The organism is Kineosporia sp. NBRC 101731 (assembly GCF_030269305.1).
GTDB lineage: Bacteria > Actinomycetota > Actinomycetes > Actinomycetales > Kineosporiaceae > Kineosporia.
In genome coordinates this window covers 433,981-460,616 of record NZ_BSTC01000002.1, presented here as the reverse complement: position 1 = coordinate 460,616, position 26,636 = coordinate 433,981, and the positions used below count along the sequence as shown (strand labels likewise).

The 26,636-nt window shown below is 69.9% G+C and carries 25 protein-coding genes and 1 riboswitch; of the genes, 11 read left to right on the top strand and 14 right to left on the bottom strand.

Annotated features, from left to right (window positions below; all coding sequences use genetic code 11):
- The first annotated feature begins 52 nt into the window (after positions 1-52).
- Positions 53-1,021 (top strand): DMT family transporter, encoded by a 969-nt coding sequence (locus QSK05_RS09235; protein WP_285596045.1) that lies wholly within the window; start codon positions 53-55, stop codon positions 1,019-1,021.
- 75 nt (positions 1,022-1,096) lie between these two features.
- Here QSK05_RS09235 and QSK05_RS09230 read toward each other — a convergent pair whose 3' ends face one another.
- The 3 genes from QSK05_RS09230 to QSK05_RS09220 are packed head-to-tail and all read right to left on the bottom strand — an operon-like array spanning position 1,097 to position 3,476.
- On the bottom strand, positions 1,097-1,942 hold the full coding sequence (locus tag QSK05_RS09230; protein ID WP_285596043.1) for an HpcH/HpaI aldolase/citrate lyase family protein: 846 nt from the start codon (positions 1,940-1,942) through the stop codon (positions 1,097-1,099).
- Positions 1,939-2,988, bottom strand: a complete 1,050-nt coding sequence (locus QSK05_RS09225; protein WP_285596042.1) for an HpcH/HpaI aldolase/citrate lyase family protein — start codon at positions 2,986-2,988, stop codon at positions 1,939-1,941. Before QSK05_RS09225 ends, QSK05_RS09230 begins: the two co-directional genes overlap by 4 nt.
- 56 nt (positions 2,989-3,044) lie before the next feature.
- On the bottom strand, positions 3,045-3,476 hold the full coding sequence (locus tag QSK05_RS09220) for a hypothetical protein (RefSeq protein ID WP_285596037.1): 432 nt from the start codon (positions 3,474-3,476) through the stop codon (positions 3,045-3,047).
- A gap of 190 nt (positions 3,477-3,666) precedes the next feature.
- Here QSK05_RS09220 and QSK05_RS09215 point away from each other — a divergent pair, with 190 nt between their 5' ends.
- Entirely contained in the window at positions 3,667-4,392 is a 726-nt protein-coding gene (locus QSK05_RS09215; protein ID WP_285596035.1) for a hypothetical protein, read from the top strand.
- Between the two features lie 46 nt (positions 4,393-4,438).
- Here QSK05_RS09215 and QSK05_RS09210 read toward each other — a convergent pair whose 3' ends face one another.
- Together QSK05_RS09210 and QSK05_RS09205 are read right to left on the bottom strand one after the other, a co-directional pair.
- Positions 4,439-5,170, bottom strand: a complete 732-nt coding sequence (locus tag QSK05_RS09210) for a phosphoadenylyl-sulfate reductase (protein WP_285596033.1) — start codon at positions 5,168-5,170, stop codon at positions 4,439-4,441.
- Between the two features lie 255 nt (positions 5,171-5,425).
- Positions 5,426-7,144: a nitrite/sulfite reductase gene (locus QSK05_RS09205; RefSeq protein WP_285596031.1), complete on the bottom strand. Its 1,719-nt coding sequence runs from the start codon at positions 7,142-7,144 to the stop codon at positions 5,426-5,428.
- Between the two features lie 266 nt (positions 7,145-7,410).
- Positions 7,411-7,512: riboswitch (SAM riboswitch) on the bottom strand.
- Positions 7,513-7,835: 323 nt separating this feature from the next.
- Between QSK05_RS09205 and QSK05_RS09200 the strand changes: the two genes are divergently transcribed.
- The 3 genes from QSK05_RS09200 (at position 7,836) to QSK05_RS09190 (ending at position 10,841) form a co-directional block, all read left to right on the top strand.
- The gene (locus tag QSK05_RS09200; RefSeq protein WP_285596029.1) at positions 7,836-9,038 is read left to right on the top strand and encodes an acyl-CoA dehydrogenase family protein; all 1,203 of its coding nucleotides are present in this window, start codon (positions 7,836-7,838) and stop codon (positions 9,036-9,038) included.
- Positions 9,039-9,113: 75 nt separating this feature from the next.
- Positions 9,114-9,743: a Dps family protein gene (locus tag QSK05_RS09195; RefSeq protein ID WP_285596027.1), complete on the top strand. Its 630-nt coding sequence runs from the start codon at positions 9,114-9,116 to the stop codon at positions 9,741-9,743.
- A gap of 132 nt (positions 9,744-9,875) precedes the next feature.
- Positions 9,876-10,841 (top strand): general stress protein, encoded by a 966-nt coding sequence (locus tag QSK05_RS09190; protein WP_285596025.1) that lies wholly within the window; start codon positions 9,876-9,878, stop codon positions 10,839-10,841.
- 191 nt (positions 10,842-11,032) lie between these two features.
- On the opposite strand, the gene QSK05_RS09185 is transcribed toward QSK05_RS09190, so the two are convergent.
- The 3 genes from QSK05_RS09185 to QSK05_RS09175 form a co-directional block, all read right to left on the bottom strand.
- The gene (locus tag QSK05_RS09185) at positions 11,033-12,100 is read right to left on the bottom strand and encodes a P1 family peptidase (protein ID WP_285596023.1); all 1,068 of its coding nucleotides are present in this window, start codon (positions 12,098-12,100) and stop codon (positions 11,033-11,035) included.
- An 8-nt stretch (positions 12,101-12,108) separates the two neighbouring features.
- A complete protein-coding gene (gene corA / locus QSK05_RS09180; protein WP_285596021.1) occupies positions 12,109-13,248 on the bottom strand; it encodes a magnesium/cobalt transporter CorA in 1,140 nt (379 codons plus the stop codon).
- Positions 13,249-13,729: 481 nt separating this feature from the next.
- Positions 13,730-15,244 carry an aminopeptidase P family protein gene (locus QSK05_RS09175; RefSeq protein ID WP_285596019.1) on the bottom strand — a complete coding sequence of 505 codons (1,515 nt, stop codon included), beginning with the start codon at positions 15,242-15,244 and terminating at the stop codon, positions 13,730-13,732.
- Between the two features lie 125 nt (positions 15,245-15,369).
- Here QSK05_RS09175 and QSK05_RS09170 point away from each other — a divergent pair, with 125 nt between their 5' ends.
- The 4 genes from QSK05_RS09170 to QSK05_RS09155 all read left to right on the top strand — a co-directional run bounded on the left by QSK05_RS09170 (position 15,370) and on the right by QSK05_RS09155 (position 18,309).
- Positions 15,370-15,873 (top strand): MaoC family dehydratase, encoded by a 504-nt coding sequence (locus tag QSK05_RS09170; RefSeq protein WP_285596017.1) that lies wholly within the window; start codon positions 15,370-15,372, stop codon positions 15,871-15,873.
- A gap of 65 nt (positions 15,874-15,938) precedes the next feature.
- The gene (locus tag QSK05_RS09165) at positions 15,939-16,586 is read left to right on the top strand and encodes a DUF6758 family protein (RefSeq protein WP_285596015.1); all 648 of its coding nucleotides are present in this window, start codon (positions 15,939-15,941) and stop codon (positions 16,584-16,586) included.
- A gap of 5 nt (positions 16,587-16,591) precedes the next feature.
- Positions 16,592-17,437, top strand: coding sequence for a PHP domain-containing protein (locus QSK05_RS09160; protein WP_285596013.1), 846 nt, complete (start codon positions 16,592-16,594; stop codon positions 17,435-17,437).
- Positions 17,434-18,309: a RecB family exonuclease gene (locus tag QSK05_RS09155; RefSeq protein ID WP_285596011.1), complete on the top strand. Its 876-nt coding sequence runs from the start codon at positions 17,434-17,436 to the stop codon at positions 18,307-18,309. The genes QSK05_RS09160 and QSK05_RS09155 overlap by 4 nt, the downstream gene beginning before the upstream one ends.
- Here QSK05_RS09155 and QSK05_RS09150 read toward each other — a convergent pair.
- The 3 genes from QSK05_RS09150 to QSK05_RS09140 form a co-directional block, all read right to left on the bottom strand.
- Positions 18,306-18,827 carry a TIGR00725 family protein gene (locus tag QSK05_RS09150; protein WP_285596009.1) on the bottom strand — a complete coding sequence of 174 codons (522 nt, stop codon included), beginning with the start codon at positions 18,825-18,827 and terminating at the stop codon, positions 18,306-18,308. The two genes, QSK05_RS09155 and QSK05_RS09150, sit on opposite strands and share 4 nt — an antisense overlap.
- 40 nt (positions 18,828-18,867) lie before the next feature.
- Positions 18,868-19,851: an NsdA family TPR-like regulatory protein gene (locus QSK05_RS09145; protein WP_285596008.1), complete on the bottom strand. Its 984-nt coding sequence runs from the start codon at positions 19,849-19,851 to the stop codon at positions 18,868-18,870.
- A gap of 219 nt (positions 19,852-20,070) precedes the next feature.
- Positions 20,071-20,967 (bottom strand): oxygenase MpaB family protein, encoded by an 897-nt coding sequence (locus QSK05_RS09140; protein WP_285596006.1) that lies wholly within the window; start codon positions 20,965-20,967, stop codon positions 20,071-20,073.
- Between the two features lie 289 nt (positions 20,968-21,256).
- On the opposite strand from QSK05_RS09140, the gene QSK05_RS09135 reads away from it, so the two are divergent.
- The gene (locus QSK05_RS09135; RefSeq protein ID WP_285596004.1) at positions 21,257-22,102 is read left to right on the top strand and encodes a ParA family protein; all 846 of its coding nucleotides are present in this window, start codon (positions 21,257-21,259) and stop codon (positions 22,100-22,102) included.
- 166 nt (positions 22,103-22,268) lie between these two features.
- Here the strand turns inward: QSK05_RS09135 and QSK05_RS09130 are convergent, their stop codons facing one another.
- Positions 22,269-24,245, bottom strand: coding sequence for a DEAD/DEAH box helicase (locus tag QSK05_RS09130; protein ID WP_285596002.1), 1,977 nt, complete (start codon positions 24,243-24,245; stop codon positions 22,269-22,271).
- Between the two features lie 204 nt (positions 24,246-24,449).
- On the opposite strand from QSK05_RS09130, the gene QSK05_RS09125 reads away from it, so the two are divergent.
- Entirely contained in the window at positions 24,450-25,136 is a 687-nt protein-coding gene (locus QSK05_RS09125; RefSeq protein WP_285595999.1) for a ferritin-like fold-containing protein, read from the top strand.
- Between the two features lie 84 nt (positions 25,137-25,220).
- Here QSK05_RS09125 and QSK05_RS09120 read toward each other — a convergent pair whose 3' ends face one another.
- Together QSK05_RS09120 and QSK05_RS09115 are read right to left on the bottom strand one after the other, a co-directional pair.
- Positions 25,221-25,445 carry a DUF3107 domain-containing protein gene (locus tag QSK05_RS09120; RefSeq protein WP_285595998.1) on the bottom strand — a complete coding sequence of 75 codons (225 nt, stop codon included), beginning with the start codon at positions 25,443-25,445 and terminating at the stop codon, positions 25,221-25,223.
- Between the two features lie 167 nt (positions 25,446-25,612).
- Complete coding sequence (locus QSK05_RS09115) at positions 25,613-26,332, bottom strand: TetR/AcrR family transcriptional regulator (RefSeq protein ID WP_285595996.1); 720 nt, start codon at positions 26,330-26,332, stop codon at positions 25,613-25,615.
- Positions 26,333-26,636: the final 304 nt, after the last annotated feature.

Below are 26,636 nucleotides of genomic sequence, written 5' to 3'. Positions count from 1 at the left end.
GTGACCTGATCACCGCGTGGCCGTGACTTCGGGCTCTGGTACGAGTGGAGCCGTGACTCCCCTTCGCGCCTGGATCCTCGTTGCCGTTGCCGTGGCCGGTGTCTCCTCGTCCGGGCCGATCACGGCGGGATCGCTGGCGCCGGTGGTGGCGATCGCGTTCTGGCGCAACCTCGCCGGCGCCGGAATCAGTGGCGTCTGGGCCCTATTTCGTGATCGCCACGGTTTGGCCGGGTTGGAGCGCAAGACGTTCTGGCTGGCTGTCGTCTCCGGACTGGTGCTCGCCGCGCACTTCACCAGCTGGTTCGCGAGTCTGCGGATGACCAGTGTGGCCGCCTCCACGGCCCTGGTCTCCACCACCCCGATCCTCACCGTGGGCTTCGACCTGGCCCGGCGCGTGCCCGTGCCCCGCGCGGTGCTGATCGGTGTGGGGGTGTCGATGGTGGGCGTCGTGGCGATCACGGGTGTGGACGCCGGTCGCTCCGGCCGGGCGCTCGCGGGTGACGGCCTCGCGCTCTTCGCCGCGGCGGCGATGGCCGTCTACATGCTGGCCGGCACCCAGGTCATGCGGACCACGTCGCCCGCCGTCTACACGCTCGTCGCCTACGCGGCCTGTGCGACGGTGCTGCTGCCCGCGGCCCTGGTCTCCGGCACGCAGCTCACCGGCTTCTCCACCCGCACCTGGCTGGAGATCGTCACGGTCACGATCGCCGCCCAGGTGCTCGGTCACACCCTGTTCAACGTCACGCTGCCGCACGTCGGCGCCACCCCGCTGGCCCTCGCGATCCTGCTGGAGGTGCCCGGTGCGTCCCTGCTGGCCTGGGCCTACCTGGGCGAGGCACCCCCGCTCGCCGTCCTGCCCGGCGCCGTGCTGATGTTGCTGGGGCTGGTGGTCGTGGTGCGGTCGCGCGCCGGTGACCTGGGAGATCCTGTCGGGGAAGTGGGGGCACCTCCTGGCCTCCCAGGGGCTGGGGGACAGCATGATCACGAACAAAGTGTGGAGGCCCCCCAACCTCGTTCGTGATCATGCAAAACCTCCCCGGGGAGGTTTTGCATGATCACGAAAAGGATCTTGAGGGGCCTTCGGCCCAGGTCGTGGTTACGACCCCAGGTTTTCGGCCCGGGACAGGATTCGCCGGGCGTTGGCCACGTGCAGGTTCTCGATCAGCCGCCCGTTCACCGTGGCCACCCCGCGCCCCGCGGCCACCGCCTCGTCCCAGGCCGCGAGGATCTCCCGGCTCTGCGCGATCTGTTCCGCCGACGGGGAGAACACCCGGTTGCACGGTTCGACCTGGGCCGGGTGGATCAGGGTCTTGCCGTCGAAGCCGAACTGCCGGCCCTGCACGCACTCGGCCTCGAACCCGGCCAGGTCTTTCACGTCGTTGTAGACGCCGTCGAGCACGACCTTGCCCGCGGCCCGGCCTCCGAGCAGGGCCAGCTGGATGCCGGTGATCAGCGGGGCGCGCCCGGGCACGGCCTCGGCGTGCAGCTCGTTCGCCAGGTCGTTGGTGCCCAGCACGAGCACGGTGAGCCGCTCGGAGGCCGCGGCGATCGGCGCGGCGGAGAACAGGGCCGCGGGGGTCTCGAGCATCGCCCAGATCGGGAGGTCGCCCGGCAGGGCTGCCTCGACCTCGTGCACGGTCGCGGGGGACGACACCTTGGGCACCAGCACGGCCGACGGCCCGGCCGAGGCCACGGCGGCGAGGTCGTCGGTGTGCCACGGGGTGCCGGGGGCGTTCACCCGGATCACCACTTCCCGAGACCCGTAGGCCTTCGTCGCGACCAGCGCGCAGACCCGTTCCCGGGCGGCCGGTTTGGCCTCGGGCGCGACGGCGTCCTCCAGATCGAGCAGCAGCACGTCGGCCGGCAGGTTCTTCGCCTTCTCCAGCGCCCGCTCGTTGGACCCGGGGATGTAGAGAGCGGAACGGCGCGGAGTGGGTGTCATGGGGCGATTCCGTAGAGGTCGGCCAGTTCCGGGTCGCGCGCGGCGAGGGTCCTGGCGGTGGAGAGAATCACGTGGCACTGTTTCACCGAGGCATCGTCTTCCATCCGCCCGTCGAGCAGCACCGCGCCGGTGCCGTCGCCCATCGCCTCGACCACTCGCCGGGCATGCCGCACGTCGTCCCGGGTGGGGCTGAAAACCTTCTTGGCGATCGGGATCTGGGCCGGGTGCAGGCTCCAGGCGCCGACGCAGCCGAGAAGGAAGGCGTTGCGGAACTGGTCTTCGCAGGCCATCGTGTCGCGGATGTCGCCGAACGGCCCGTAGTAGGGATGGATGCCGTTCATCACACAGGCGTCGACCATCCGGGCGATCGTGTAGTGCCAGAGGTCTTGCTGGTACGTGGCCCGGTCGGTTCCGTCGGACGAAGGGTCTTGCCGCACCAGGTATCCCGGGTGACCACCGCCGACCCGGGTGGTCTTCATCCGCCGGTTCGCCGCCAGGTCGGCCGGGCCCAGGGAGAGCCCCTGCAGGCGGGGGCTGGCCGCGCAGATCTCCTCCACCCGGGCCACACCGGCCGCCGTCTCGAGAATGGCGTGGATCAGGATTGGCTTCCTCAGAACGGCTTTGGCCTCGAGTTGAGCCAGCAGCCGGTCCACGTAGTGGATGTCCTCGGGCCCCTCCACCTTCGGGATCATCACCACGTCGACCACGTGCCCGACCTCCAGCACGGCGGTGACGAGATCGTCCAGACCCCAGGGCGAGTCGAGGGAGTTGACCCGGGTCCACAGCTGCGTTCCCGGGGTGCTCCAGCTCTGGCCCACCTCGACCAGCCCGGCCCGCGCGGCCTCCTTGTCGGCCGCGGGCACCCCGTCCTCCAGATTGGCCAGCAGCACGTCGACCTTGGGCGCGATGTCCGGCACCTTCGCGACCATCCGGGCGTTGGAGGGCGGGAAGAAGTGGATCATGCGGGAGGGCGCGGCCGGGATCTCCCGCAGAGGTGCGGGCGCCCCGACAGCCAGGGGACGGTAGAAGTCCTTCGGGCTTCGCATGGAACGAGGTTAGGCCGGGCGGCGGCGCGCGGGGAGGGCTCTACGTGTGCGCGGCGTCACCGTGGATGAGCGGCCAGGAAGGCGGCGCCGGCCTGGGCCCGCACCGCGATGCCGCGGGCGGCGAATCCCACCACGGCCAGGATGACCAGGCAGAACACCAGGCGAGGGGGGTCGGTGGGGTCGGTCACGGCCAGGCCCAGGGCCACGATCGCCCCGCCCAGGCAGAACCACAGTCCGACGCGGCGGGCCACCATTCCGTCGGCCACGGCCCGCAGTTTCGGCAGGTCCCGCGCCGGTGCTTCGCCGCCGGATTGCACCCGCTTCCGCAGTTCGGCCTGATCCGGCACCGACACCCCGTCGAGCTCGGGCGGCACCTGGCCGATCGCCGAGCTGCCGACAGTGGCGCGCACCATGGGCACGATCATCACGATCACGCCGCTCACGATCAGTACCAGGCCGAGGGTCGCGAGTACGTCTTCACCGGTCACAGGGCTCAGCCAACCCGGTCCGGGCCCCTCCGGTCCAGCTCAACCGCGTCACAACGCGCCGACCGCCGCCTCACCGCCGCCATACCGGGGAAACTCCGTGCGCCAGGACCGCACGGAGTTTCCCCGTCGGCCCGGTGATCGCCCGGACGCGGCAACGTGCTGGATCTTGCACACCCCGTAACCTCGACGCATGAATCCTGACGCGATCAGACCCCCGGCCGCGCTGGTGGGACAAGCCGTGGTCTGCGGCATCGCCGTTGCCGCGGCCCGGTTCGTCCCGGTGCCCCTGCTGGACGACGCGATCCGGTTGCGGGCCACCCAGGTCGCCATCGTGCGCACGCTTCGGGCGAGCGACCGGGAGTACCCCTCCAAGCAGGTCGCCCCGCTGTACGAGGGGGCCGAGGGGGGCGTGTTCGCCGAGGCGATGAAGTATCTGCGCTCGGTGCCGCGCCGCGTGATTCTCTTCCCGGTGCGCAAATATGTCGCGATCTTCGGTGCGGTGCGCGGGGTTCCGACCGACGTGATGAAGGTGGTGCTGCTGTCGCGGGTCGTTCACCGCAGCCTGGTGCAGGGCCGGCTGAGCGACGGCACCGACCGCAAGGTGCTCGAGGCGCAGGCCAAGGAGCTGCGCCACGCGTTCGACGAGGCACTGAAGGGCATGGACCTGCGTCTGCTGTCCGCCGCCATCGGCGACGGGCTCTCACAGGGTCGCAAGCTCACGCCCGCCGCGGTGAAGTTCGCCCGTCAGACCTTCGGCACGTCGGCCGACGAGCCGGTGCGTGACGCTGAACTGAAGCCCGACGGTGAGGTCGGCGAGAGCGCCGAGCGGGTCGAGGAGGCCCTGAATCGTCCCGAGATCCAGGTCATTCTCGAGCGTTTCGACGAAGAATTCGAGAAGGCCCTCCAGCACGACTGAAGACGAGGTGAGCACCTGGGGTGCCCACCTCGTCCTCAATGCTGGGTCACTGGTGAATACCGCACTCGGACTTGGCCCGGCCCGCCCAGCGGCCGGCGCGGGCGTCTTCGCCGGGAGCCACGGCGCGGGTGCACGTGGAGCAGCCGATCGATCGGTAGCCCATCTGCAGCAGGGGGTTACTGAGTACCTCGGGGTGCGCGTCCTGGTAGTTCTCCACGTCTTCGTCGGTCCACGACGCGATCGGCGCCAGCTTGAGCAGGTCGCGCTTGGCGTCCCACTGCACGACCGGCGTGTTCGCCCGCTCCGGCGACTCGGCCCGGCGAAGACCCGTGGCCCAGGCCCGGTATCCGCGCAGTGCGTTGTTCAGCGGTGCCACCTTGCGCAGGGCGCAGCAGGCGTCCGGGTCGGTCTGCCAGAGCTTTCCGCGCTTGGCCTCGTGCTCCTCGACCGACTCCTTGGGCCGGATGCTGAGCATGCGCAGCGGGTAGGAGTGCTGCACGGCCTGCGCGGTGCCGATCGTCTCGGCGAAGTGGTAGCCGGTGTCGACGAAGAGCATGTCGGTGCCGGGCACGGCCCGTGAGGTCAGGTGCGCCAGGGCGGTGTCGCCCATCGACGCGGTGATCACCAGGCCCTTGCCGAAAGCCCTCCCGGCCCAGCCCAGAACGGTGAGCGGGTCGGCGCCCTCGAGCGCCCGGGAGGCCTCCGCCGCGAAACCCGGCGCGTCTTCCTCCAGTGCGGCCGCGACGTCCTCGGGCCGGCTGATCAACGATCCGATCATGGCTGTCACTCTCCAGTGCGGGGGCCGGGGGAGGTACCCGCGTGAGTGGAATGCGTATCAGGGATGGAAGGTTCGAGCTGCTCCGGACGGTGCAGTCCGTGAAAACTCAGGCTGAAGACACGAAGGCAGCTACGACAGTGCCAGCCTCCGCGGGTCAGGCCCTCGACCGAGCCGCCGGCCACCGGTCGCAGGTCTTCCTCGCCGCAGAACGGGCAGCAGTACGGAACGGCTCTCGCGGTCTCGCTCATGCCGGCCTCATGAAAGATCGGCTTCCTCGGCCCGGACGACCCAGGAGGCGAAGGTCTCGTCGTCCTTGCGCTGGGCCAGCCAGCGACGCACCATCCGCTCGACGTAGTCGGGCAGGTCGGTGGCCGTCGACTTCAGGCCCCGCACCTTGCGGCCGAACCCGGCGTGCACGCCGAGCCCGCCACCGAGGTGGATCTGGAAACCGTCGACCGTCTCGCCCTGCGGATCCTGCGGGTTGGGGAGCTGCACACCCTTCAGGCCGATGTCGGCGATCTGGGCGCGGGCGCAGGAGTTCGGGCAGCCGTTCATGTTGATCGACAGGCTGGGCCCGTCGAGCGTGAACAGCTCCGGCACGTCGGCCAGCCGGTTCTCCAACTCCGCGACCAGAGTGGTGGCCGTGCTCTTGGTGGCCGTGATCGCCAGCTTGCAGAACTCGATGCCGGTGCAGGCCATCGTGCCCCGACGGAATGCGGAAGCCCTTGCGGTGAGACCAATTTGGTCGAGCGCGTCGAGCAGATCGGGCACCTTGGAAGCCACCACGTCAAGGATCACGATCTTCTGCTGCGGGGTGAACCGCACCCGGTCGCTGCCCGCCGCCTCGACCGCGTCGGCCAGCTTGGCCAGCACGTCACCGCTGACCCGGCCCACGATCGGCGCGACCCCGACGTAGAACTTGCCGTTCTTCTGCCGGTGCACGCCGACGTGGTCGTGCCGGCCCTCGGGGAGTTCCGGCGCCGGGCCGTCGATCAGCTTGCGGTGCAGGTACTCGTCTTCCAGCACCCGACGGAAGACCTCGGGGCCCCAGTCGGCCATCAGGAACTTCAACCGGGCCCGGTTGCGCAGGCGGCGGTAGCCGTAGTCACGGAAGATCTTGATCACGCCGTGCCACACGTCGGGCACCTCGTCCAGCGGGATCCAGGCGCCCAGGCGCTTGGCCAGCATCGGGTTCGTCGAGAGGCCACCACCGACCCACAGATCGAAACCCGGCCCGTGCTCGGGGTGGTTCACCCCGACGAAGGCGATGTCGTGGATCTCGTGGGCGACATCCTGGTTCGGGTTGCCACTGATCGCGGTCTTGAACTTCCGCGGCAGGTTCTGGAGATCCTCGTTACCCACGTACATCTCGCGGATCTTGAGCATCGCCGGCGTGCCGTCGATGATCTCGTCGGCAGCCACTCCGGCGACCGGCGAGCCCAGGATCACGCGCGGGGTGTCTCCGCAGGCGTCGATGGTGATGAGCCCGGCATCCTCGAGCGTGGCCCAGATCCGCGGCATGTCCTCGATCCGGATCCAGTGGAACTGGATGTTCTGCCGGTCGGTGACATCCGCCGTGTCCCGGGCGAACTCGGTGGAGATGCCGGCCAGCGTGCGCAGCTGGTGCAGATCGACCGCACCGCCGTCGGTGCGCACGCGCAGCATGAAGTACTCGTCGTCCAGCTCGTGCGGCTCCAGGGAGGCAGTGCGGCCGCCGTGGATGCCGGGCCGCCGCTGGGTGTACAGGCCCCACCAGCGCATCCGGCCCCGCAGGTCGTCACCGGGGATGCTGTCGAAACCGCCCTTGGCGTAGGCCTCGACCCGCTCGCGGACGGCCAGGCCGCCTTCCTTCGCCTTCCACGCCTCGTTCGGCGTGAGCGGCGTGGTCTCGCCCAGGGCCCACTGGCCCTCCGAGCGCTTCGGCCTGGGCGGGAAGGCGATACCGGCGCCGGACGGTTCGGTGTCGGTGCTCACGTGCGGTTCCTCCGAGTAATGACAGGTGGCTTTCAATAGCTGTGGTGTCCCAGGACCGCAGCCGTCACCCGGCCGGCGCCGCCATGGGCGCGAACATTCCGGGAAGGTGACGGATCAGTAGTCGATGGCGACGAGCGCGGGTGCTGATCGGCGGATCCGGTGGATCTGATGGATCACCGACAGGTCGCGCTCGCGGTCCTGAGCAGGTCGACGTAGGTGCGCTTCGTCAGGTTCTGCCTCGTTGCACCGTTGACTCGCATGTTTCTCCTCCATCGGTCCTGGCGGTAGCACCGGGCCCTGCACCCTCTGGGGTGGGGTGGTTGCTGCGGCTTCGTCGAGCCAGGTCTCTCAGCCGCTCTGGATGGTTTTCTTGACCGTACGTTCACATAACGCGATCGTCAATGAGCAAGTCCAGGATTTGGGACGACCCAAGCATCCCTTTGGTCTGACGGCCGCGTTCACGGGGTGCCCGCGCTCAGGAAGAACCAGCAGCCTGCGGGCCTGATTCCCTGATCGGCGCCGATCACGGTGAGGGCCCACCGGGTTACGCAGTGGTGTCGCTCACATGTGGGACAGGTGTGTGACCTGGGGGCCCGGCTCATACTCGGCTCATGCTCGGCGGAGACCCGAGTTCGGCCGGACTGATCCAGGACCGATCCAGGACCGATCAGGACTGATCAAGGAGCGCGCGATGGGGCGTCTGCAGAGCACCGAGGGCCTGACCGACGACCAGAAGGAGATCCTGAAGGCGGTTCGGGTCTTCGTGGACGAGCAGATCCTCCCCGTCGCCACCGAGCTGGAGCACCGCGACGAGTACCCGGCGAAGATCGTCGAGGGGATGAAGGAGATGGGGATCTTCGGTCTGATGATCCCCGAGGAGTACGGCGGCCTGGGGGAGTCGCTGCTCACCTACGCCCTGGTCGTGGAGGAGATCTCCCGCGGCTGGATGAGCGTCTCCGGCATCGTCAACACCCACTTCATCGTGGCCTGGATGCTGGTGCAGCACGGCACGCCGGAGCAGAAGCAGCGCTACCTGCCGCGGATGGCGACGGGGGACCTGCGGGGGGCCTTCTCGATGTCCGAACCGCACTGCGGGTCGGACGTCGCGGCGATCCGGACGCGAGCCGTGGTCCAGGAGGGTGGCGGCTGGGTGATCACCGGGCAGAAGATGTGGCTCACCAACGGAGGCTCCTCGAGCCTCGTCGCCGTGCTCACCAAGACCGACACCGGCGCGTCCTCCGTCTACCGGAACATGACGACCTTTCTGGTCGAGAAGGAGCCCGGTTTCGGCGAGGTGGCGCCCGGTCTCACGGTGCCGGGCAAGATCGAGAAGATGGGGTACAAGGGCGTCGACACCACCGAGCTGGTCTTCGACGAGTACAGGATCGAGGACGCGTGTGTGCTCGGTGGGGAGCCCGGGCGCGGCTTCTACCAGATGATGGACGGTGTCGAGGTGGGCCGGGTCAACGTCGCTGCGCGAGCCTGTGGCGTGGCCCTGCGCGCGTTCCAGATCGGGATCGAGTACGCCCAGATGCGCGAGACTTTCGGCAAGAAGATCGCCGAGCACCAGGCCGTTCAGTTCCGGCTGGCGGAGATGGCCGTGAAGGTCGAGGCCGCGCACCAGATGATGGTGATGGCGGCCCGGGTGAAGGACTCCGGGGCCCGTAACGACCTGGAGGCCGGGATGGCCAAGTACCTGGCCAGTGAGTACTGCTCACAGGTGGTGGAGGACTCGTTCCGGATCCACGGCGGCTACGGCTACTCGAAGGAGTACGAGATCGAGCGGCTGTACCGCGAGGCCCCGATGCTCCTGATCGGCGAGGGGACGGCCGATATCCAGCGCATGATCATCGGCCGCCGCCTGCTGGAGGAGTACGGCGTCAAATCCTCGTGATCATGTGCGGATTCGGCTGTCGGGACAGCGTCGTCTCGACCTGCGGCGGCCGATCCACCGACCTACCGTGAGCGCATGGCTACTGCGACTTCTTCCACGAACAGCAAGGAACAGCTCTCGACCACCCAGGTCAGCCCGAACACGCCGGACGCCTTCGAGGGCACGCCGACGTTCACGGTGCCCGGGCTGACGCTCGACGAGGGTTCCGCGACCGCCGCCGTGCTGCAGAAGATCCTGAACACGTACAACGATCTGCACCTCACGCTCAAGCACGTGCACTGGAACGTGGTCGGCCCGAACTTCATCTCGGTGCACCAGATGATCGACCCGCAGGTCGAGGCCGTGCGGGGTTACGCCGACGACGTCGCCGAGCGGATCGCCACGCTGGGCAGCTCGCCCCAGGGCACTCCGGGTGCGCTCGTCGAGCAGCGTGACTGGGACGACTACTCGATCGGCCGCGCCGGTGCGATCGAGCACCTGGCCGCCCTCGACGCCGTGTACGTCGGGGTGATCACCAGCATCCGTCAGGCTGCTGAGGACACCGAGGAGCTCGACGACGTCACCAACGACCTGCTGATCGGTCACCTGCACGAGATCGAGCAGTTCCACTGGTTCGTGCGGGCGCACCTGGAGAACGCCGGCGGCCAGCTGAGCACCCAGGGCGTGAAGACCGAGAAGGGTGCCGCGAAGGCCGCCACCTCCTGAAGTTCAGCTCTCGGCGATGGCGGAAACTCCCGCGGTGACCCCGTACGTTCAACGCTGAGAGCTACGTGAACAGATCCCGGCAGTCCCTCGGCGCGGATGCGCCGGGGGCCCGGGATCAGGGAGAATGATCGTATGTCGAACCTCAGCCCGCTCCGGGCCCAGTCCCAGCCGGGCCTGCCCACACCGCCGCGTGGCGACACCATCGCGCAGTACGCCACCTACGCCGAGGCCCAGCGTGCGGTCGACTACCTCTCCGACAACCACTTTCCCGTGCAGGCCGTGACCATCGTCGGAGTCGACCTGCAGATGGTCGAACGGGTCACCGGTCGTCTGACCTACTCCCGCGTGGCCGTGGCCGGGCTGCTCTCGGGTGCCTGGTTCGGTCTCTTCGTGGGTTTGCTGATCTCGCTCTTCGGTACCGCCGAGAGCTTCAGCATTTTCGCGGCCATGCTGATCGGCGCGGCGTTCGGTGGGCTGTTCGGGCTCATCTCCTACGCCTTCACCGGTGGGCGGCGCGACTTCACCAGCACCAGCCAGATCGTCGCCGGCGAGTACCGGGTGCTCTGTCTCACCGAGCAGGCCGGCCCCGCCCGTCAGCTGCTGAACAAGCTGGCCGAAGAGGGTGGCCCGCGTAGCCAGCCCGCGCGCCCTGTCACCCAGACAGCCCCGGCCCCCCAGCCTTACCCGCAGTCCTACCCGCAGCAGCCGCCGTATCCCCAGCAGCCGCCGCAGGGCCAGCCGTGGGGTCAGCCCTGGGGCCAGCCGCCCGTGAGCTCGCCGCCGCCGGGTCAGCCCGGTCAGTACGGCCAGCCCGGTCAGTACGGCCAGCCCGGTCAGTACGGCCAGCCGGGGCAGTACGGTCAGCCGGCTCCGCAGGACCAGCCTCCGCCGCCGGTCAGCGGTCCGACCTACAGCGAGATGATCGACCGCAAGAAGGCCGAGGAGCGCGAGGCAGCCGAGCGTGAAGAAGCCGAGAAGTACCGCCGCCAGCAGGCTGAGCGGGAAGCGGCCGAGCGGCGAGCAGCCGAGCCACGGGCGACCCAGGAGCAGCCGCAGGCTACCCAGCCGCAGCCGGTCCAGCCCGACCCGGAGCAGTAGGCAGTAGTTCCGCGTAGGGGGGCGTCTCCGATCCAGGAGGCGCCCCCCTACGGCGTTTTGGCCCCACCCCCCCTTTCCGTGATCATGCAAAATCTCCCCGGTGTTCTAGAACTCTGACCGCGTGTGTTCTAGAACTCTGGGGAGGTTTTGCATGATCACGAACAAGTATTTTTTGGGGAAGGTCGGCCTGGTCACGGCGGGGTGGGGGTGTTGCTGACGGAGGGGAAAAGGGTTCGGTAGGAAGGGGCTTTCACGCCTTGGGTCGACGTCGCGTCGATGCTCGTCGCGGCCAGGACGGCGTCCATGACGGCCAGCATCACCGCGTCGGCGGCGGCCGCCTGGATCGCGACCACGGCCGGGAGGTCCACCTCGATCTCACCGGAGGCCAGGACGAAGACCGTGTCGCCGTCGAGCAGGGTGTGGGCGGGGGTCAGGGAGCGGGCCAGGCCGTCGTGGGCCGCGGTGGCGGTGCGGCGGGACCGGGCCGGGTCGAGTGCGGCATTGGTGGCCACGACGGCGAGGGTGGTGTTGGCGGCGGGGGCTGCGGTCGTGACGTCCTGCACGTACGAGGCGTACTCGGCCGGATCGGGGGCCGGTGGGCGGGGGAGTCCGGGCGGTACGAAGGCGGTTCCGAGCAGCGCGCCGGTGGTCGCATCGAGTGGCGAGCCCAGGGCGTTGAGCACGACGACGGCGCCGACGACAACCCCGTCCGGCAGGTGCACACAGGCCGTGCCGATGCCACCCTTCAGGGTGGTTCGCGCGGCCAGAGCGCCTGTGCCGGCGCCGATCACGCCACGAGGGGTGGTGGTGCCGAGGTTGCCGGCGGCCTCGTACCCGAGGGCGGCATCCGGCCGGGCGGTCAGGTCGCCCCCGCGGCCGAGGTCGAAAATGGCGGCGGCGGGCACGATCGGCACCAGGATCGATCCCGGGTCGGACGGCGGGCCGGCGGCGAACCCGAGACCCTGCTCCAGGCACCACTGCTGCACGCCACCGGCCGCGGCGAGCCCGAAAGCGCTTCCGCCGGTGAGGACTACAGCGTCCACCGTGGGTACCAGGGTGGTCGGGTCGAGGGCATCGGTCTCGTGCGTGCCCGGGCCGCCTCCGCGCACGTCGACGGCCCCGACCGTGCCCGGCGGCGGAACCACCACCGTGACCCCGCTCAGCCGGCCGTCTCCGATGCGCTGGGCGTGCCCGACCCGGAAGCCGGGCACGTCCGTGAGGGAACCCCAGAGGGGATGGGGCCCGTCGACGTCCACCATGGTGCCTCCTACAACCAGCCGTTTCGCTTGAAGCCCCGGAACAGCCCGGCACAGACCGTTCCCATCAGGCCGAGTACGGCCGGATAACCCCAGGTCTGATGCAGTTCCGGCATGTACTCGAAGTTCATGCCGTAGATGCCGGCGATCATCGTGGGCACCGCGGCGATCGCGACCCAGGCCGAGATCTTGCGCATGTCCTCGTTCTCGGCGATCGAGACCCGGGCCAGGCCGGCCTGCAGGATCGAGGTGAGCAGCTCGTCGAAACCGGCGACCTGCTCGTGCACGCGGGCCAGGTGATCGGAGACGTCGCGGAAGTACTCCCGGATCTCGGCGTGGACCAGCCGGCGGGGCCGCTCGGAGAGTTCGCGCAGGGGTGCCGCGAGAGGCTGCACGGTGCGCTTCATCTCGATGACGTCGCGCTTGAGCTGGTAGATGCGCTCGATGTCGGTGTTGCCGCGAGGGGCGAACACCGTGCTCTCGATCTCCTCGAGATCCTGCTGCACCGCGTCGACGACGGCCAGGTACTCGTCGACCACCTTGTCGGCGACGGCGTGCAGCACGGCGGAGGGACCGAGCGACAGCTGCTCGGGGTTGCCCTCCAGGTGACGCCGCAGCCCGGCCAGCGCGGTGTGCTTGCCGTGGCGCACGGTGATGACGAAGTACTCGCCGACGAACACCATCACGGCGCCCGTCTCGACCACGTCACCACCGGCGTCGCGGTCGACCGAATCCACGTAGGCAAGCGTGCGCATGGCCAGGAACATGTCGTTCTCGTGGCGTTCCAGCTTGGGACGCTGACGGGCGCCGGAGGCGTCCTCGAGGGCGAGGGGGTGCAGTGAGAAGACCTCACCGAGCTGCTCGAGCTGCTCGGAGGACGGCTCGTGCAGACCCAGCCAGACGAAACCCTCACCCTTCTGGGCGGTCCGCACGGCGTGCTGGAAGTCGTTCGACGGTACCCGGCGGCCGGTGCTGTACAGGCCCCAGTCCACCGCTGCGTCGAGGAGCCCGCTGGTCGCGCTGGAGGTGTCGTCGATGTGCTGCTTGAGCACGTCGAGGGGCCCGTAACGCAGCGCCGGGTAGACGTTGCGCAGCTGGGCGCGGGGAAGGGCCAGGGACCGGGCGAGGCCGGTGCGGTTGGTGCGGGCCATGGGTCTTTCACCTCCGGTGGGCAGGCATGCCCCGCGGAAGGGTGGCGCCGTGATCGGCGCGCAACCCTCAGAGAGCTCCGCAGACCCCCGCGATCATCGGGAGGGCAGCGCGGAGCTCGCGTTCCGCGGGGGAGTCGGTACTGGCAGGGGTGTCATCTCTGGACGGCACCGATCTCACCTCCCTCATCCGGGAACTATCGTCGACCTGCAACATCGGTCGCCCGAGCTTGCTCTTGACCAGCTGTCCGGGCGTTACCGGAACATCGTTCGGCCGCCGCTCATGCTAACCCTTGGGTAGCCCGACCGACGCCGGAAACTCTGGACATCAGCCGGAAGAGCCGGTAACGGATTGGCCTTGCCCGTGTGAACACGCGCCGTGATCAGTCTGCCCCGGGCTCACGCCCAGAAGTACATCGTGCACCTGCGCCAAAGCGTTACAGCCCGCCCCCGGGGCACCGGGAACGGGCTGTGACGCTGCGTGTCAGGCGCGCAGGGACGCCATCCAGGCCTCGATCTGGGCGGGCTCACGGGGAAGGCCGGCCGAGAGGTTCTCCACCCCGTCGGGGGTCACCAGCACGTCGTCCTCGATGCGGACGCCGATGCCCCGGAACTCCTCGGGGGCCAGCAGGTCGTGCGGGCCGAAGTAGAGACCGGGCTCGATGGTGAAGATCATGCCCGGCTGCAGCTCGGCGTCCAGGTACATCTCCTTGCGGGCCTGGGCGCAGTCGTGCACGTCGATGCCGAGGTGGTGGCTGGTGCCGTGCACCATCCAGCGGCGGTGGAACTGGTTCTCCTTCTTCAGCGACTCCTGCGCCGTCGACGGCAGCAGGTTCCATTCCTCCAGCCGGGCGGCGATCACCGTCATCGCGGCGGCGTGCACCTCCCGGAACTTCACACCCGGGCGGGCGGCGGCGAACGCGGCGTCGGCGGCGTCGAGCACGGCCTGGTACACCCGGCGCTGGGCGTCGGTGAAGGTGCCCGACACCGGCAGGGTGCGGGTGATGTCGGCCGTGTAGAGCGAGTCGACCTCCATACCGGCGTCGATGAGCACCAGGTCGGACTCGTTCACCGGGCCGTCGTTGCGGATCCAGTGCAGGGTGCAGGCGTGCGGGCCGGAGGCGGCGATGGTGTCGTAGCCGACCCCGTTGCCCTCGCGGCGGGCGCGGCTCTCGAACACCGTCTCCACCACGCGTTCACCCCGCACGGAGGCCACGGCCTCGGGCAGGGCGCGCACGATGTCGGCGAACCCGCGGGCCGTCCCGTCGATCGCCCGGCGCATCTCGGCGATCTCGAAATCGTCTTTCACCAGGCGCAGTTCGGAAAGGATGCGGGCCAGGTCGCGGTCGGCCGCGAGCGCGTCCTGCTCGCTGGTGCCGGCCGCGGCGCGGGCTTCGTCGATCGCCTCGTCGAGGGCGGGGTCGGCGTCGCGCACCACCCGGACGCCGACCGCGCCGGCGTCTTTCGTGACCGCGTCGATCAGCTCGTCCAGGGGCCGGCAGATCAGGCCGGTCTCCGCCGCGACCTCTTCCAGGCTGGGGCGCACCCCCACCCAGAGCTCGCCGTAGCGGGGGTTGGCGTAGAACTGCTCGGAGTCGCGCTCGGCGCGCGGCTGGAAGTAGAGCACCGCGTCGAACCCGTCGCCGGACGGCTCCAGGACCAGGGCGGCGTCCGGCTCCCGGTCGGTGCCCAGGCCGGTCAGATGGGCGAAGGCGGAGTGCGGGCGGAAGCGGTAGTCGGTGTCGTTGCTGCGCACCCGGAACACCCCGGCGGGGAGGACGAGTCGCTCACCCGGCAGCTCGGCGGCCAGGGCGGCGCGGCGGGCGGCGGCGTAGGGGGCGGCGGGGGAGCGCTCCGGCAGGCCTTCGGGACGAGGCGCCCACCCGGAGGCGATGAACTGACGGAACGCCGGGGAGTTCGGTCGCTCCCGGTGCTCGACCTCCGCCGGCTTCGCCGACTCGCCCTCGGGGCCCTGCACGACGGGTTCGTTCTCACTCATCCCCTCATTGTGCCGCCTGCCAGTGGCGGGCGCGTGAGTCAGCCCACCGGTGGGAGGGGTTCGCTGCGGCGGGCGGCGGGGCAGAGTGAGCAGAGTGATCGGCGACGCCGACGAGGAGGGCCACGATGCAGTTCGGGCGCAGCTACGAGGAGTTCGAGGTCGGGGCCGTTTACCGGCACTGGCCCGGCAAGACCGTGACCGAGGCGGACGACCACCTGTTCTGCCTGATCACGATGAACCACCATCCGCTGCACCTGGACGCGCACTACGCGCAGCACAGCACCCAGTTCGGCGCGAACGTGGTGGTGGGCAACCTGATCTACTCGATCCTGCTGGGGATGTCGGTGCCCGACGTCTCCGGCCGGGCGATCGCCAACCTGGAGATCGAGTCGCTGCGGCACGTGGCCCCGACCTTTCACGGCGACACGATCTACGGCGAGAGCACGGTGCTGGGCAAGTGGGAGTCCACGTCGAAGGACGACCGCGGCATCGTGCACGTGGAGACCATCGGCTACCGGCAGGACGGCGTCGTGGTCTGCACCTTCCGGCGCAAGGTGATGGTGCCGAAACGGAACTATCTGGACAGCCGCGGCGGTGATCAGCCGGGCCGGCCGGAGCCCCTGCGGTGACGCTTCGGTGAGACGCCCTCGCGCGGCGGCTTGACCTGTGGCGCGCGGCGCGCAACCGTCAAAGGGTGACCCTTCTGCGAACCTGCCCGCGCTGTGGTTCGGTGGCCCGGGAACCGGGCGATCAGGCCCCGGCCTGGACCTGCGAACAGCACGGCGACGTCGTGCCGGTGGGCCCGGCCCAGGCGCCTACGCAGAAGCTGCTCCGTCAGGTCGCGCTGGACTCGCTGGTGCCGGTCTGGATACCGCACCCGATGCCTGACGGCTGGCAGGTCACCGGTCTGCAGTGGGCCGGTTCCGGGGGATCGGTGGCGGTCGTGGTCGCGGTCTCCGGGCCGCACCCGATGCCCGAGGTCGGTGACGAGGAACCCACGGTCGACCTGATCTTCGTGGCCGAGCAGCCGGGCGTCGGTCTGGGTGCCCACCTGGCCGGGATGGACGGCGTCGACCCGGGCCCTCTGCTGGCCGAGAAGGCCGCGCACGACCCGGCGGAGATCAAGCTGCACGCCGACGACCACGAGGTGCCGCTGTGGTCGATCCCGCTGGACGACGGCCTGGCCTACGTCGGCGAGGCCTCGGGCGTCTGGCTCTGGGTCCTGGCCTGGCCGAGCTCTGCCGCCCTGGCCCTGCTCAACCGGTTCTCCCTCGTGGATGCCCGTAACGAGGACTCCGAGCCCGATCTGCCCTGCGGCGCCCTGACTCCGCGCCTACGCTGACCTGCGTGCGAATCGATCTCCACGCCCACTCCAGCGCCTCGGACGGAACCGACGACCCGACCGGGGTGATGACCGCGGCCGCGGCCGCCGGGCTGGACGTCGTCGCACTCACCGACCACGACACCACCGCCGGCATCCCGGCCGCCTCGAAGACCGCCCGTGAGCTGGGGCTGACCCTGGTACCGGGGGCCGAGATCTCCTGCCAGATGCACGGCATCGGCGTGCACATGCTGGCCTACCTGCACGATCCGGACGACCGGGCGCTGCTGGCCGAGGAGGAGCAGACCAAGATCGACCGGCTGACCCGGGCCGAGCGGATGGTGCAGAGGTTGTCGGAAGACTTCGACATCACCTGGGCCGACGTGCAGCGTCACTGCCGGCCCGACGTCGCCGTGGGCCGCCCCCACATCGCCGACGCCCTGGTCGAGGCCGGGGCCGTGGCCAGCCGCGACGAGGCTTTCGCCACCGTGCTGCACGGCCGCTCGCGCTACTACCTGCCCTACCACTCGCCCGAGGCCGACCTCATCGTGCGGCTGGTGATCGCGGCGGGCGGGGTGCCGGTGATGGCCCACCCCCGCGCCGGCCGGCGCGGCCGGCTGGTGTCCGACGACGACATCGCCACGCTGGCCCGGGCCGGGATGGCCGGCCTGGAGGTGGAGCACCGCGATCACGAGGAGGCCGATCGGGTGCGGTTGCGCGGGCTGGCCGCCGACCTCGGACTGCTGATGACCGGCTCCAGCGACTACCACGGCACCGGGAAGGTCAACCGGATCGGGGAGCACACCACGGCGCCCGAGGTGCTGGAGGCCATCGTCGCGAAGGGTACGCCGGAGCGGGTGGTGCGGCCGTGAAGCAGAACGTCCGGCAGGAGGATCAGCAGCACGACCAGCTCGAGCTGATCGGCATGCCCGAACCGCTCTACCCGTGCACCCCGACGCGCCTGGCCACCTGGCAGGACTGCCCGCGCCGCTACCGGTTCACCTACCTGATCAAGCCCCAGCCGGGCCGGGGTGGAGCCTGGGCGCACACCAGCATCGGTGCCGCGGTGCACTCGGCGCTGGCCGACTGGTGGGGTACCCCGGTCTCGCAACGGACGCCGGAACGCGCGGAGGGGTTGGTGCGCAAACGCTGGCTCAGCGACGGTTTCGCAGACCGTGAGCAGTCGGCCGCGGCCGGGCGGCGCGCCGTGGAGTGGGTGCGCAGGTATCTCTTCGACTCGGCGCAGGACCCGATGGCCGTACCGGCGGGGGTGGAGAAGACGGTCACCGCGACGACGGAACGGCTGTCGCTGTCCGGCCGGGTGGACCGGATCGACCAGCGCGGCGGGGAACTCGTGGTGGTCGACTACAAGACCGGGCGCCGGGCCCCGGACGAGACCGACGCCTTCGCCAGCCTCGCCCTGGCCGTGTACGCCGTCGGCACGGCCCGCACCTACCGCCGCCCCTGCGTGCAGGTCGAACTGCACCACCTGCCCTCGGGCACCCGGGCGGTGGCGCGCTATGACCGCGAGGGCCTGGAAAACCGCCTGGCCGAGGCAAACTCGCTGGGTGACGCGGCCGCCACGGGGGATCGGGCCCACGCCGAAGGACGCGACGTCTTCCCGCCGAAACCCTCACCGGGCTGCTCGTACTGCGACTTCCGCCGGCACTGCCCGGAAGGGAAGGCAGCCTCCGAGGACAAGGTGCCCTGGGTCTCGCAGCTCCCTGGGACCGAACAGGCCTAGGCGTTCTGGAGGGCCTGCTGGACGGCCTCTTCCGGACTGTCGACATAGGCGATGCCGGCGTCCACCAGCTCGCCGTCCTTCCCGACCACGCGCCAGCCGTCGAGCACCACCACCGGTACCTCGCCGCGCCGGCGGGCCAGGGCGACCTCGCTGAGCGTGCCCCACGACCCGCCCACGGCGATCACCGCGTCGGCGCTCCAGACGATGACGGCGTTACGGGCCTCGCCGAGGTTGGTCACGATCGTCACCGACAGGTCGGGGCTGGCGCCGGAGGTGTCGGGGCCGGGCCGGATGCCGACCACCGTGCCGCCGTGGGCACTGGCCCCGGCGGCGACCGCGGCCATCACCCCGGTACCGCCGCCGCAGATCACCGTCACCCCGGCCCGGGCGAGCAGTTCGCCCACCCGGCGCGCCGCCTCGGCCTGCTCGTCGGTGCAGTCCCGGGGGCCGCACACGGCCACCTGGAAAGTGCGTTCCGGGCCGGACAGGGGCGACGGCCGGGGGGAAGGGGGCAGCACGATGCGGATCTCCGTTTCGCAGAGCCGTGGGGTCGGGCGTTTACGTCAGGGCGTCCGACAGGTCGCGCCGGGCCGGACAGGCCCGGAACAAGGCGATCTCATCCAGGAGCTGCCGGGAAAGGGCCGAACGGGTGAATGCGGGCGATTGGAGCGTGCCGGCCGCGGTGGCCACCCGGCCCACGATCGGCCCGGTGCGGTTGTCGGTCGGCAGGGACAGCACCTCGCGCAGCTCGCCGGCCGCCGCGTCGAGGTCGGACAGGGCCAGGTGGGCGTTGCACAGGTCCAGGCGGGCGGCCGCGACCAGCTCGGGGGAACGCTGGGCGGGAACGGCCTGCAGCAGGCTGAGCGCCTCGGTGGCCTCCCGGGCCGCCAGCCGGGCATTGGGCACGCCGCCCAGGGCCAGCCAGGCCTCGCTGGCGTAGTAGGCCGCCTTGCCCGGCTCGAACCGGAAGACCCCGGCCTGGTGGTCCTCCCCGGTGATCCGGTCGCGTTCGGCCCGCGCCACGGTGAGGGCCTGCTCCACCTCGCGGGTCTCACCGCACGCGGCCCAGGCCCTGGCCTCCGCGCTGGCCAGGCGCAACAGGTTGCTGCCCTTGGTGGCGTGCCGACGGCCGCTGAGCGCGATCCGGGCCGCCCCCGGGTAGTCACCGCCCCAGTAGGCCACGTTGGACTGGACCCAGCGGATGAAGGCCCGCAACGAGTCGTCGTCGGCCAGTTCGGCACACAGCCAGGCGGTGCGGGTGTTCGTCTCGGCCGCCACCGGATCGCCGAGATCGGCACTGGCGTGGGCGATCAGGGCACACAGCCGGCCGGCCAGCGAGTACAGCGGTGCCGTCAGGCTGGGATGCTGGCGCTTCTCCAGCAGCTCGAACACCTCACGCCGAAGCCGCCAGACCGGGTTCACCAGCGCGATGGGCGACTGGATCAGGTAGTCGGCCGCCAGGGCGCGCACCTGCCCGCTGATCTGGTCGAGCAGGTCGTGGTCGACCCCGGCCCGGCTGCCGGGAACTGGCACTCGGTTCATCCACGGACCGCCTCGTCTGGGTCGGTGAGCTGGTCAGAGCCACCGACCGGGCGGCCGGGCAGGAGTCAGAGTAATGGCTGACGCCCACTTTTGGGTCTCCAACACGAACTTTCCGTGATGGATTGCCTACTTCGCGCGAACCCGGGCATCCGGACCGGCCAGATCGGGCGGTGGCTCGACCATGGTCCGGGGAGGATCCGGGGGAGATCCGGAGAAGATTCAGTGATGTGCGATGAGCAACTCGTCGCGCAATGAGTGCAGGGCCACGGTCGCGGCCGACGGCGCGAGCGAACCGGCTCCGTCACCGGGAACCGACGAGTACAGCGACCGCGCCCAGCCCGGCAGCGACGACCAGGCCAACCCGGCGACCGGTGCCCACGACGGGCGGTTGCGCTGGGTCATGGCGATCAGCTCCGGCACGGCCGGGCTCAGCAGCGACGAGATGAAGGCGCGGGCCTCGTGCGTCATGCGCAGCCGCGGCCGCACCTGACGGAAGTACCGAGCCAGGTCACGCCGCGTGGCCGGAACCTGGTCGGGCTCGAGACCCCAGACCGCGGCCGTGCGCACTTGTTCCTGGATGTAGGTCTCATGCTCGGCATCGGTCAGGTCGAGCCCGCCCCGCCGCGTGACCTCGATGAACGAGGCGACCTGGCAGCAGTGCATCCACAGCACGAGTTCCTCGTCGTCGCCGCGGAACTCGTCACCGTCACCGGCCCAGCCACGAACCTGGCCCATCACCGCACGCAACCGGGCGCCGGTCATCGCGGCCTCGATGCTGTTACCGAAGATCACCGCACCCATGTGCCGCTGCGACCACTGCAACCGGTCCCACGGGTCGTCCACCCTCCGCGCCGTGGCGAACACGTTCGCCATGCCCTCCGGGTGAAGCACCTGCAGGGCCAGGCCGCGCAGTGTCGCCAGACCGATCAGGGGGTCGGAGTGCACCCGCCAGGTGACGGTGCGCGGTCCGAAAAGGCCCCACTGACCCACCGCATCGTGATCAGGATCATGCTCGAGTTCCTGGTCGTCGGTGAGGCCGGCGTCCGCCGGATGCTCCAGTTGATCCCAGTTCTCCGGCTGGGGCTCCACCGCCGCACCCATCTCGGCCTGCTCCATCTGACCTCGCCGCTCCCAGGCTCTGCGCGCCCTGCCTGCAGCAGTCTGGTCGGATCCTGGCTGCCTGCGGCCGGATTCATGATCCACCGTCCGCGAGACAGTACCGGACAGGGGGAGGAGCACACTGCTCCGTTCCCACCTGTCGTCCGTCGCGCTCGCTGCCATGGGTCAAGCCTGTCGGATTCGACCCTTGATCGCCTGTCGAGCCCTCCGTCGGCCCAATCGGACACAGTCTGTCGATAGTCTGAAAGCGGGTCTTTCCGGCCCGTCGCCTGGAGGGAACAGATGCATGGGCCGCGTGATCGCCGTCGCCAACCAGAAGGGTGGCGTCGCCAAAACCACCACGGTGGCTTCGCTCGGTGCCGCGTTCGTGCTGCGCGGGCTCCGGGTGCTCCTGATCGACCTGGACCCGCAGTCGTCCCTCACGTTCAGCCTGGGCATCGATCCCGACGTGGTCGAGTACTCGATCTCCGACGTGGTGCGCGGCGAGGTCGACCTGTCGATGGCCCGCCTGCGCACCAGCGAGGGCATGGACCTGGTGCCCTCCACCATCGACCTGCTGGCCGCCGAGGCGATGCTGCTGCCCGCCCCCCAGCGGGAGTTCGTGGTGCGCCGGGGGCTGGAGGAGGTGCTCTCCACCTACGACGTCATCCTTCTCGACTGCTCACCCAGCCTGGGTCTGCTCACGCTCAACGCGCTCGCCGCGGCCGACGAGGTGATCGTGCCCCTGCAGTGCGAGATGCTCAGCCACCGGGGCGTCGGGCAGTTGCTCGACACCGTGGCTGACGTGCACCGTCTGCTCAACCCGCGGCTACGGGTGCGGGGTCTGCTGCCCACCATGTACGACAAGCGCTCGACGCACGCCCGCGCGGTGCTCGGCGACGTGAAGCGTCGCTACCGGGTGCCGGTGCTCAGCCCGATCCCGCGCTCGGTGAAGTTCGCCGAGGCCCCCAGCGTGGGCACGTCGATCATCGCCACCTCACCGAGCTCGTCGGGTGCGCGCGCGTACTTCCGGATCGCCGACAGCCTGCTGCGGGCCTGGCGCTTCGGTGGCCGAAAAGTCGCTCCGACCAGGCCTTCCCGTGGCGCACACAGCATGCACAACCCGCCACCGGGTGAGGCCGGCGCACTGTAGCCCCCTCTCTGTTCGTGATCGCGAACAGCGGGGCTGATGGTCGACCGGCCCGAGCCGGATTGAGGACGCCCACCACTCCCGGTCCGGCCCCTCACCTCTTCGCGGTGGTCGGCAAAACATCTGTGGCCCGCACCTTTCGGTGCGGGCCACAGGTGTTTGGGGGAACTCAGCTCTCGGTGGAACCCGCCGAGGCAGGGGCGTTCTCGGCCGCGGACACACCGGAGCCCGAGCCCCGGCCACCGCGACGACGGCGGCGGCGCTTGCGGGCGGCCTCGCCGTCCGCGTCACCAGACTCGGCGGAGTCACCGGCGTCGCCGACCGGGGAGGTGTCGGCCGCGTCGGTCGAGGTACCCGATGTCGCCGTCACCGCGGGAGCCTCGTCCGTGCCCTGCGCGTCGGTGCCCTGTGTGTCCGTGCTCTGGGTGCCGTCGGCAGCCGCACCGTCGACCGGAACCCCGGAGCGCATGCGCCGACGGGCCCGCGGCCGCCGGGTACGGGGCTCGGCCGACTCGTCGGAACCGGTGACCTCGGCGGGACCGGAGTCTTCGGAGGGGGTACCCGACTCGTCGCGACCCCGGCTCCGAGAGCGGCCACCGCCGCTGTCCCGACCGCCGCTGTCCCGGCTTCCGCCGTCCCGGCCACGTCCGCCGTCGCGGCCGCCACTGTCCTTGCCACCCTCACGCCGGGACGACACCTTGGCGCCGCCACCGCGCTTACCGGTCTCGCCCAGGTCTTCGACCTCTTCGGCGGCCAGGCCGGCGCGGGTGCGCGAGGCACGGGGGAGTGTGCCCTTGACCCCCGCCGGGATGTGCAGGTCTTCGGAGAAGTGCGGTGAGGTCGAGTAGGTCTCGGCCGGGGACGGGATGCCCAGGTCGAGCGCCTTGTCGATCATCACCCAGCGGTGGATGTCGTCCCAGTCGACGAACGTGACCGCGACACCGGTGTTGCCGGCCCGGCCGGTACGGCCGATGCGGTGCAGGTAGGTCTTCTCGTCTTCCGGGCAGGCGTAGTTGACCACGTGGGTGACGTTGTCGACGTCGATGCCGCGGGCGGCCACGTCGGTCGCGACCAGCACGTCGATCTTGCCGTTGCGGAAGGCCCGCAGCGCCTGCTCACGGGCTCCCTGACCGAGGTCACCGTGGATCGCCGCGGCGGCGAAGCCCCGGTCGGCCAGATCGTCGGCCACCTTGGCGGCCGTGCGCTTGGTGCGGGTGAAGATGATCGACAGCCCGCGGCCCTCGGCCTGCAGCAGCCGGGCCAGCATCTCTACCTTGTCCATCGCGTGGGCGCGGTAGATGAACTGCGCGGTCGCGAGCACCGTGGCGCCGGAGTCGTCCGGGTCACTGGCGCGGATGTGGGTGGGCTGGGTCATGTACTTACGGGCCAGCGACACCACGGCGCCCGGCATGGTCGCCGAGAACAGCATGGTCTGGCGGCCGTCGGGGGTGAGTGACATGAGCTTCTCGACGTCGGGCAGGAAGCCCAGGTCGAGCATCTCGTCGGCCTCGTCGAGCACCAGGGTGCGCACGTGGGCCAGGTTCAGCAGGCCCTGCTGGGCCAGATCGAGCAGGCGGCCGGGAGTTCCCACGACCACCTCGATGCCCTTCTTCAGGGCCTCGACCTGCGGTTCGTAGGCCCGGCCGCCGTAGACGGTCAGGATCCGCACGCTGAGGTTCTTCGACGCGACCTTGAGGTCTTCGGCGACCTGGGTGGCGAGTTCGCGGGTCGGCACGATCGCCAGGGCCTGCGGGGCGCCCGGCAGGGCCATCTCGGCGAAGCCCTCGTCCTTGGGGCCGGTGACCCGGTGCAGCAGCGGGATGCCGAAGCCGAGGGTCTTACCGGTACCGGTCTTGGCCTGGCCGATCACGTCGCCGCCGTTGACGGCGACGGGGAGGGTCATGGACTGGATCGGGAACGGGGCGGTCATGCCGGCACTGATCAGCGCGTCGGTGATGCGCTGGTCGGTGCCCAGCTCGGCCCAGCCCACGACGGGGGCGGCCCCGGCCTCGTTCTCGACGACGGCGACGATCTCGCCGGCCTTCTCGAGGGCCTCGATCGGGTCGGCGATCGCGAGCGGGTCGACGGTGTCGCCCGGGGCGCTGGAAGAATTCTGGATCTCTGAATCGTTCGGTGAAGCGGACACACAGTGCCTAACTCTTCGGGGGCGCAGGCCTGCGGCCGGATCGCGCCGACCCCGGTGGGGTGGCGAAGGAAAAGGCGCTCCGGCGGGCCGCGCTGCGGCATTCGGAAGCCGACCGTGTTAGCGACCGGTCATCCACTTACGGGTCTAACAGTTACCTCTAACTAACTGATCCTACCTGGTCCAGGGCTGGATACCCTCCTCATCATGGAGCAGCAGGAGGACAGGTTCACCGATCCGGCATACCGGGCGGCCGTTGTTGATCTACTGGGCACGCTGGCTTATGGCGAATTGAGCGCGTTCATCCGACTTTCCACGGATGCGGACCTTGCCCCACGCCTTTCGGCCAAGGCGGACATGGCCGCCCTGGCCGCCACCGAGTTCGCACACTACGACCGGCTGCGGGCCCGGCTCGTGGAGATCGGCGCCGACCCGGAGCAGGCCATGGCCCCGTTCGTGGAGGCGCTGGACGGGTTCCACGAGCGCACCCGGCCCTCGGACTGGCTGGAGGGACTGGTCAAGTTCTACGTCGGGGACGGCATCGCCTCCGACTTCTACCGGGAGATCAGCACCTACGTCGACGACGAGACCCGCGATCTGGTGCTGGGCACTCTGGAAGCCGGCCAACGGATGTCATTCGTGTTGCAGGAGGTGCGCCAGGCGATCAGCGAAGACCCGATCAAGGGCAGCCGGCTGGCGCTGTGGGGCCGCCGCCTGGTCGGGGAGGCACTCAGCCAGGGGCAGCGGGTCGCGGCTGACCGGGACACCTTCTCCACGCTGCTGACCGGCACGGACGAGCACCCGGGCATGGGCCTGGTGGGGATCGTGTCGATGTTCAGCCGGATCACCGAGCAGCACACCAAGCGGATGGCCGAGATGGGGCTGTCCGCCTAGGCCGTCCAGGACGCTCTAGGACCCAGACGTGAAGAAGGCGCCGTCCCGGGATGACCGGGAGCGGCGCCTTCTTCACTCACGAACTCAGATCGTGCCGAAACCTACGCGACGGGTCTCTTCCGCGCCGATCTCGACGTAGCCGATCAGGTTGCCCGGAACGACGATCGTGCGGCCCTTGTCGTCCTTGAGACGCAGCAGCGAGCCGCCGCTGATCGCGGCCTCGACCGCGTTCGCGACCGCCTCGGCCGAGTCGTCGGACTCCAGCACGATGTCGCGCGGGATGTCCCGGACGCCGATCTTGACCTCCACGCGAGTGGCCCCTTCCGTCCTTGCCGGCCCCCTCGCGGGGTGGCGTTGTCGTTGGTCGACGAAAGCCTAACCGCCAGAAGGCGCGCTGAACCGGGCGGCACGCATGATTAGCCGACAGCGGAATCGTCGCGCCTCGCCCGTGCCGTCGGCGGACCCTTCGCCGAGGCTCAGGACCGGTGGGCCGCGGGCTGGTTCTCGCCCAGCTCGGTCAGGTCGGTCAGGTCGGTCACAGGACGGGGAGTGGCCGGCTGACCAGGCAGCATGTCCTCGTTCTCCTGCAGGGGAATGGCCGCGATACCCCGCCAGGTGATCCCGGCGAGCAGGCGCACCGCTTCCTCCCGGGGCATCTGACGCCCCTTCTGCAGCCAGTAGCGCGCAGCGACATGGGCCATGCCGGAGAGGCCCATCCCGATGAGCTCACACTCCGGCCAGGGCAGCCCGGACTCCTCGTGGATCAGCTCGGCGACCATTCGCCCGCACTGCTCGTTCACCGACTCCACCCGAGCCCGGACGTCCGGGTCGTTGGTCAGGTCGGACTCGAAGATGAGCCGGAACGACTCGTTCTCCCGGTCGATGAAATCGAAGAACGCCCCCATCGCCCCGGCGACCCGCATCTTGTTGTCGGTCGTGCCCTCGATCGCCCCGCGCAGGCATTCCACCACCTCGGCGGAATGCTGTTCGATCAGCGCCAGGTACAGATCCCGTTTACCCGGGAAATGCTGGTAGAGGACCGGCTTGCTGACCCCGGCCCGCTCGGCGATCTCGTCCATCGCAGCCGCGTGATAGCCCTGAGCCACGAATACCTCTCGCGCTGCTCCGAGCAATTGGCTGCGTCGTGCCGTCCTCGGCAGCCGGGTTCCGCGCGAGCGCACCTCTGGTGTCGACATTGCTTGCCTCCCCGCATCAGTGCCCGTCAGCGGATGCTAAGACGCTTCGGCTGCGCCCCCGCGATTCCGATGCTTTAAGTGATTGTAAGGCTACGAGGCGTTACCAAATCGCGGTGCGCCTAGACACTCTGCGGTACCAGGTACATCCATTCGGGTGATCGTTCCCACGTTTCAACGCCACTCAAAGGGGTATAGCCGATACCTGCGAGTTCTTAACCATCCTCTTGCTGCACCCTCTCCGTCGAGGACACCGGCGTCCAGCCTGCCCGTCTTCGCCCACGGAAGTCACGTCAGTCACCTGGCT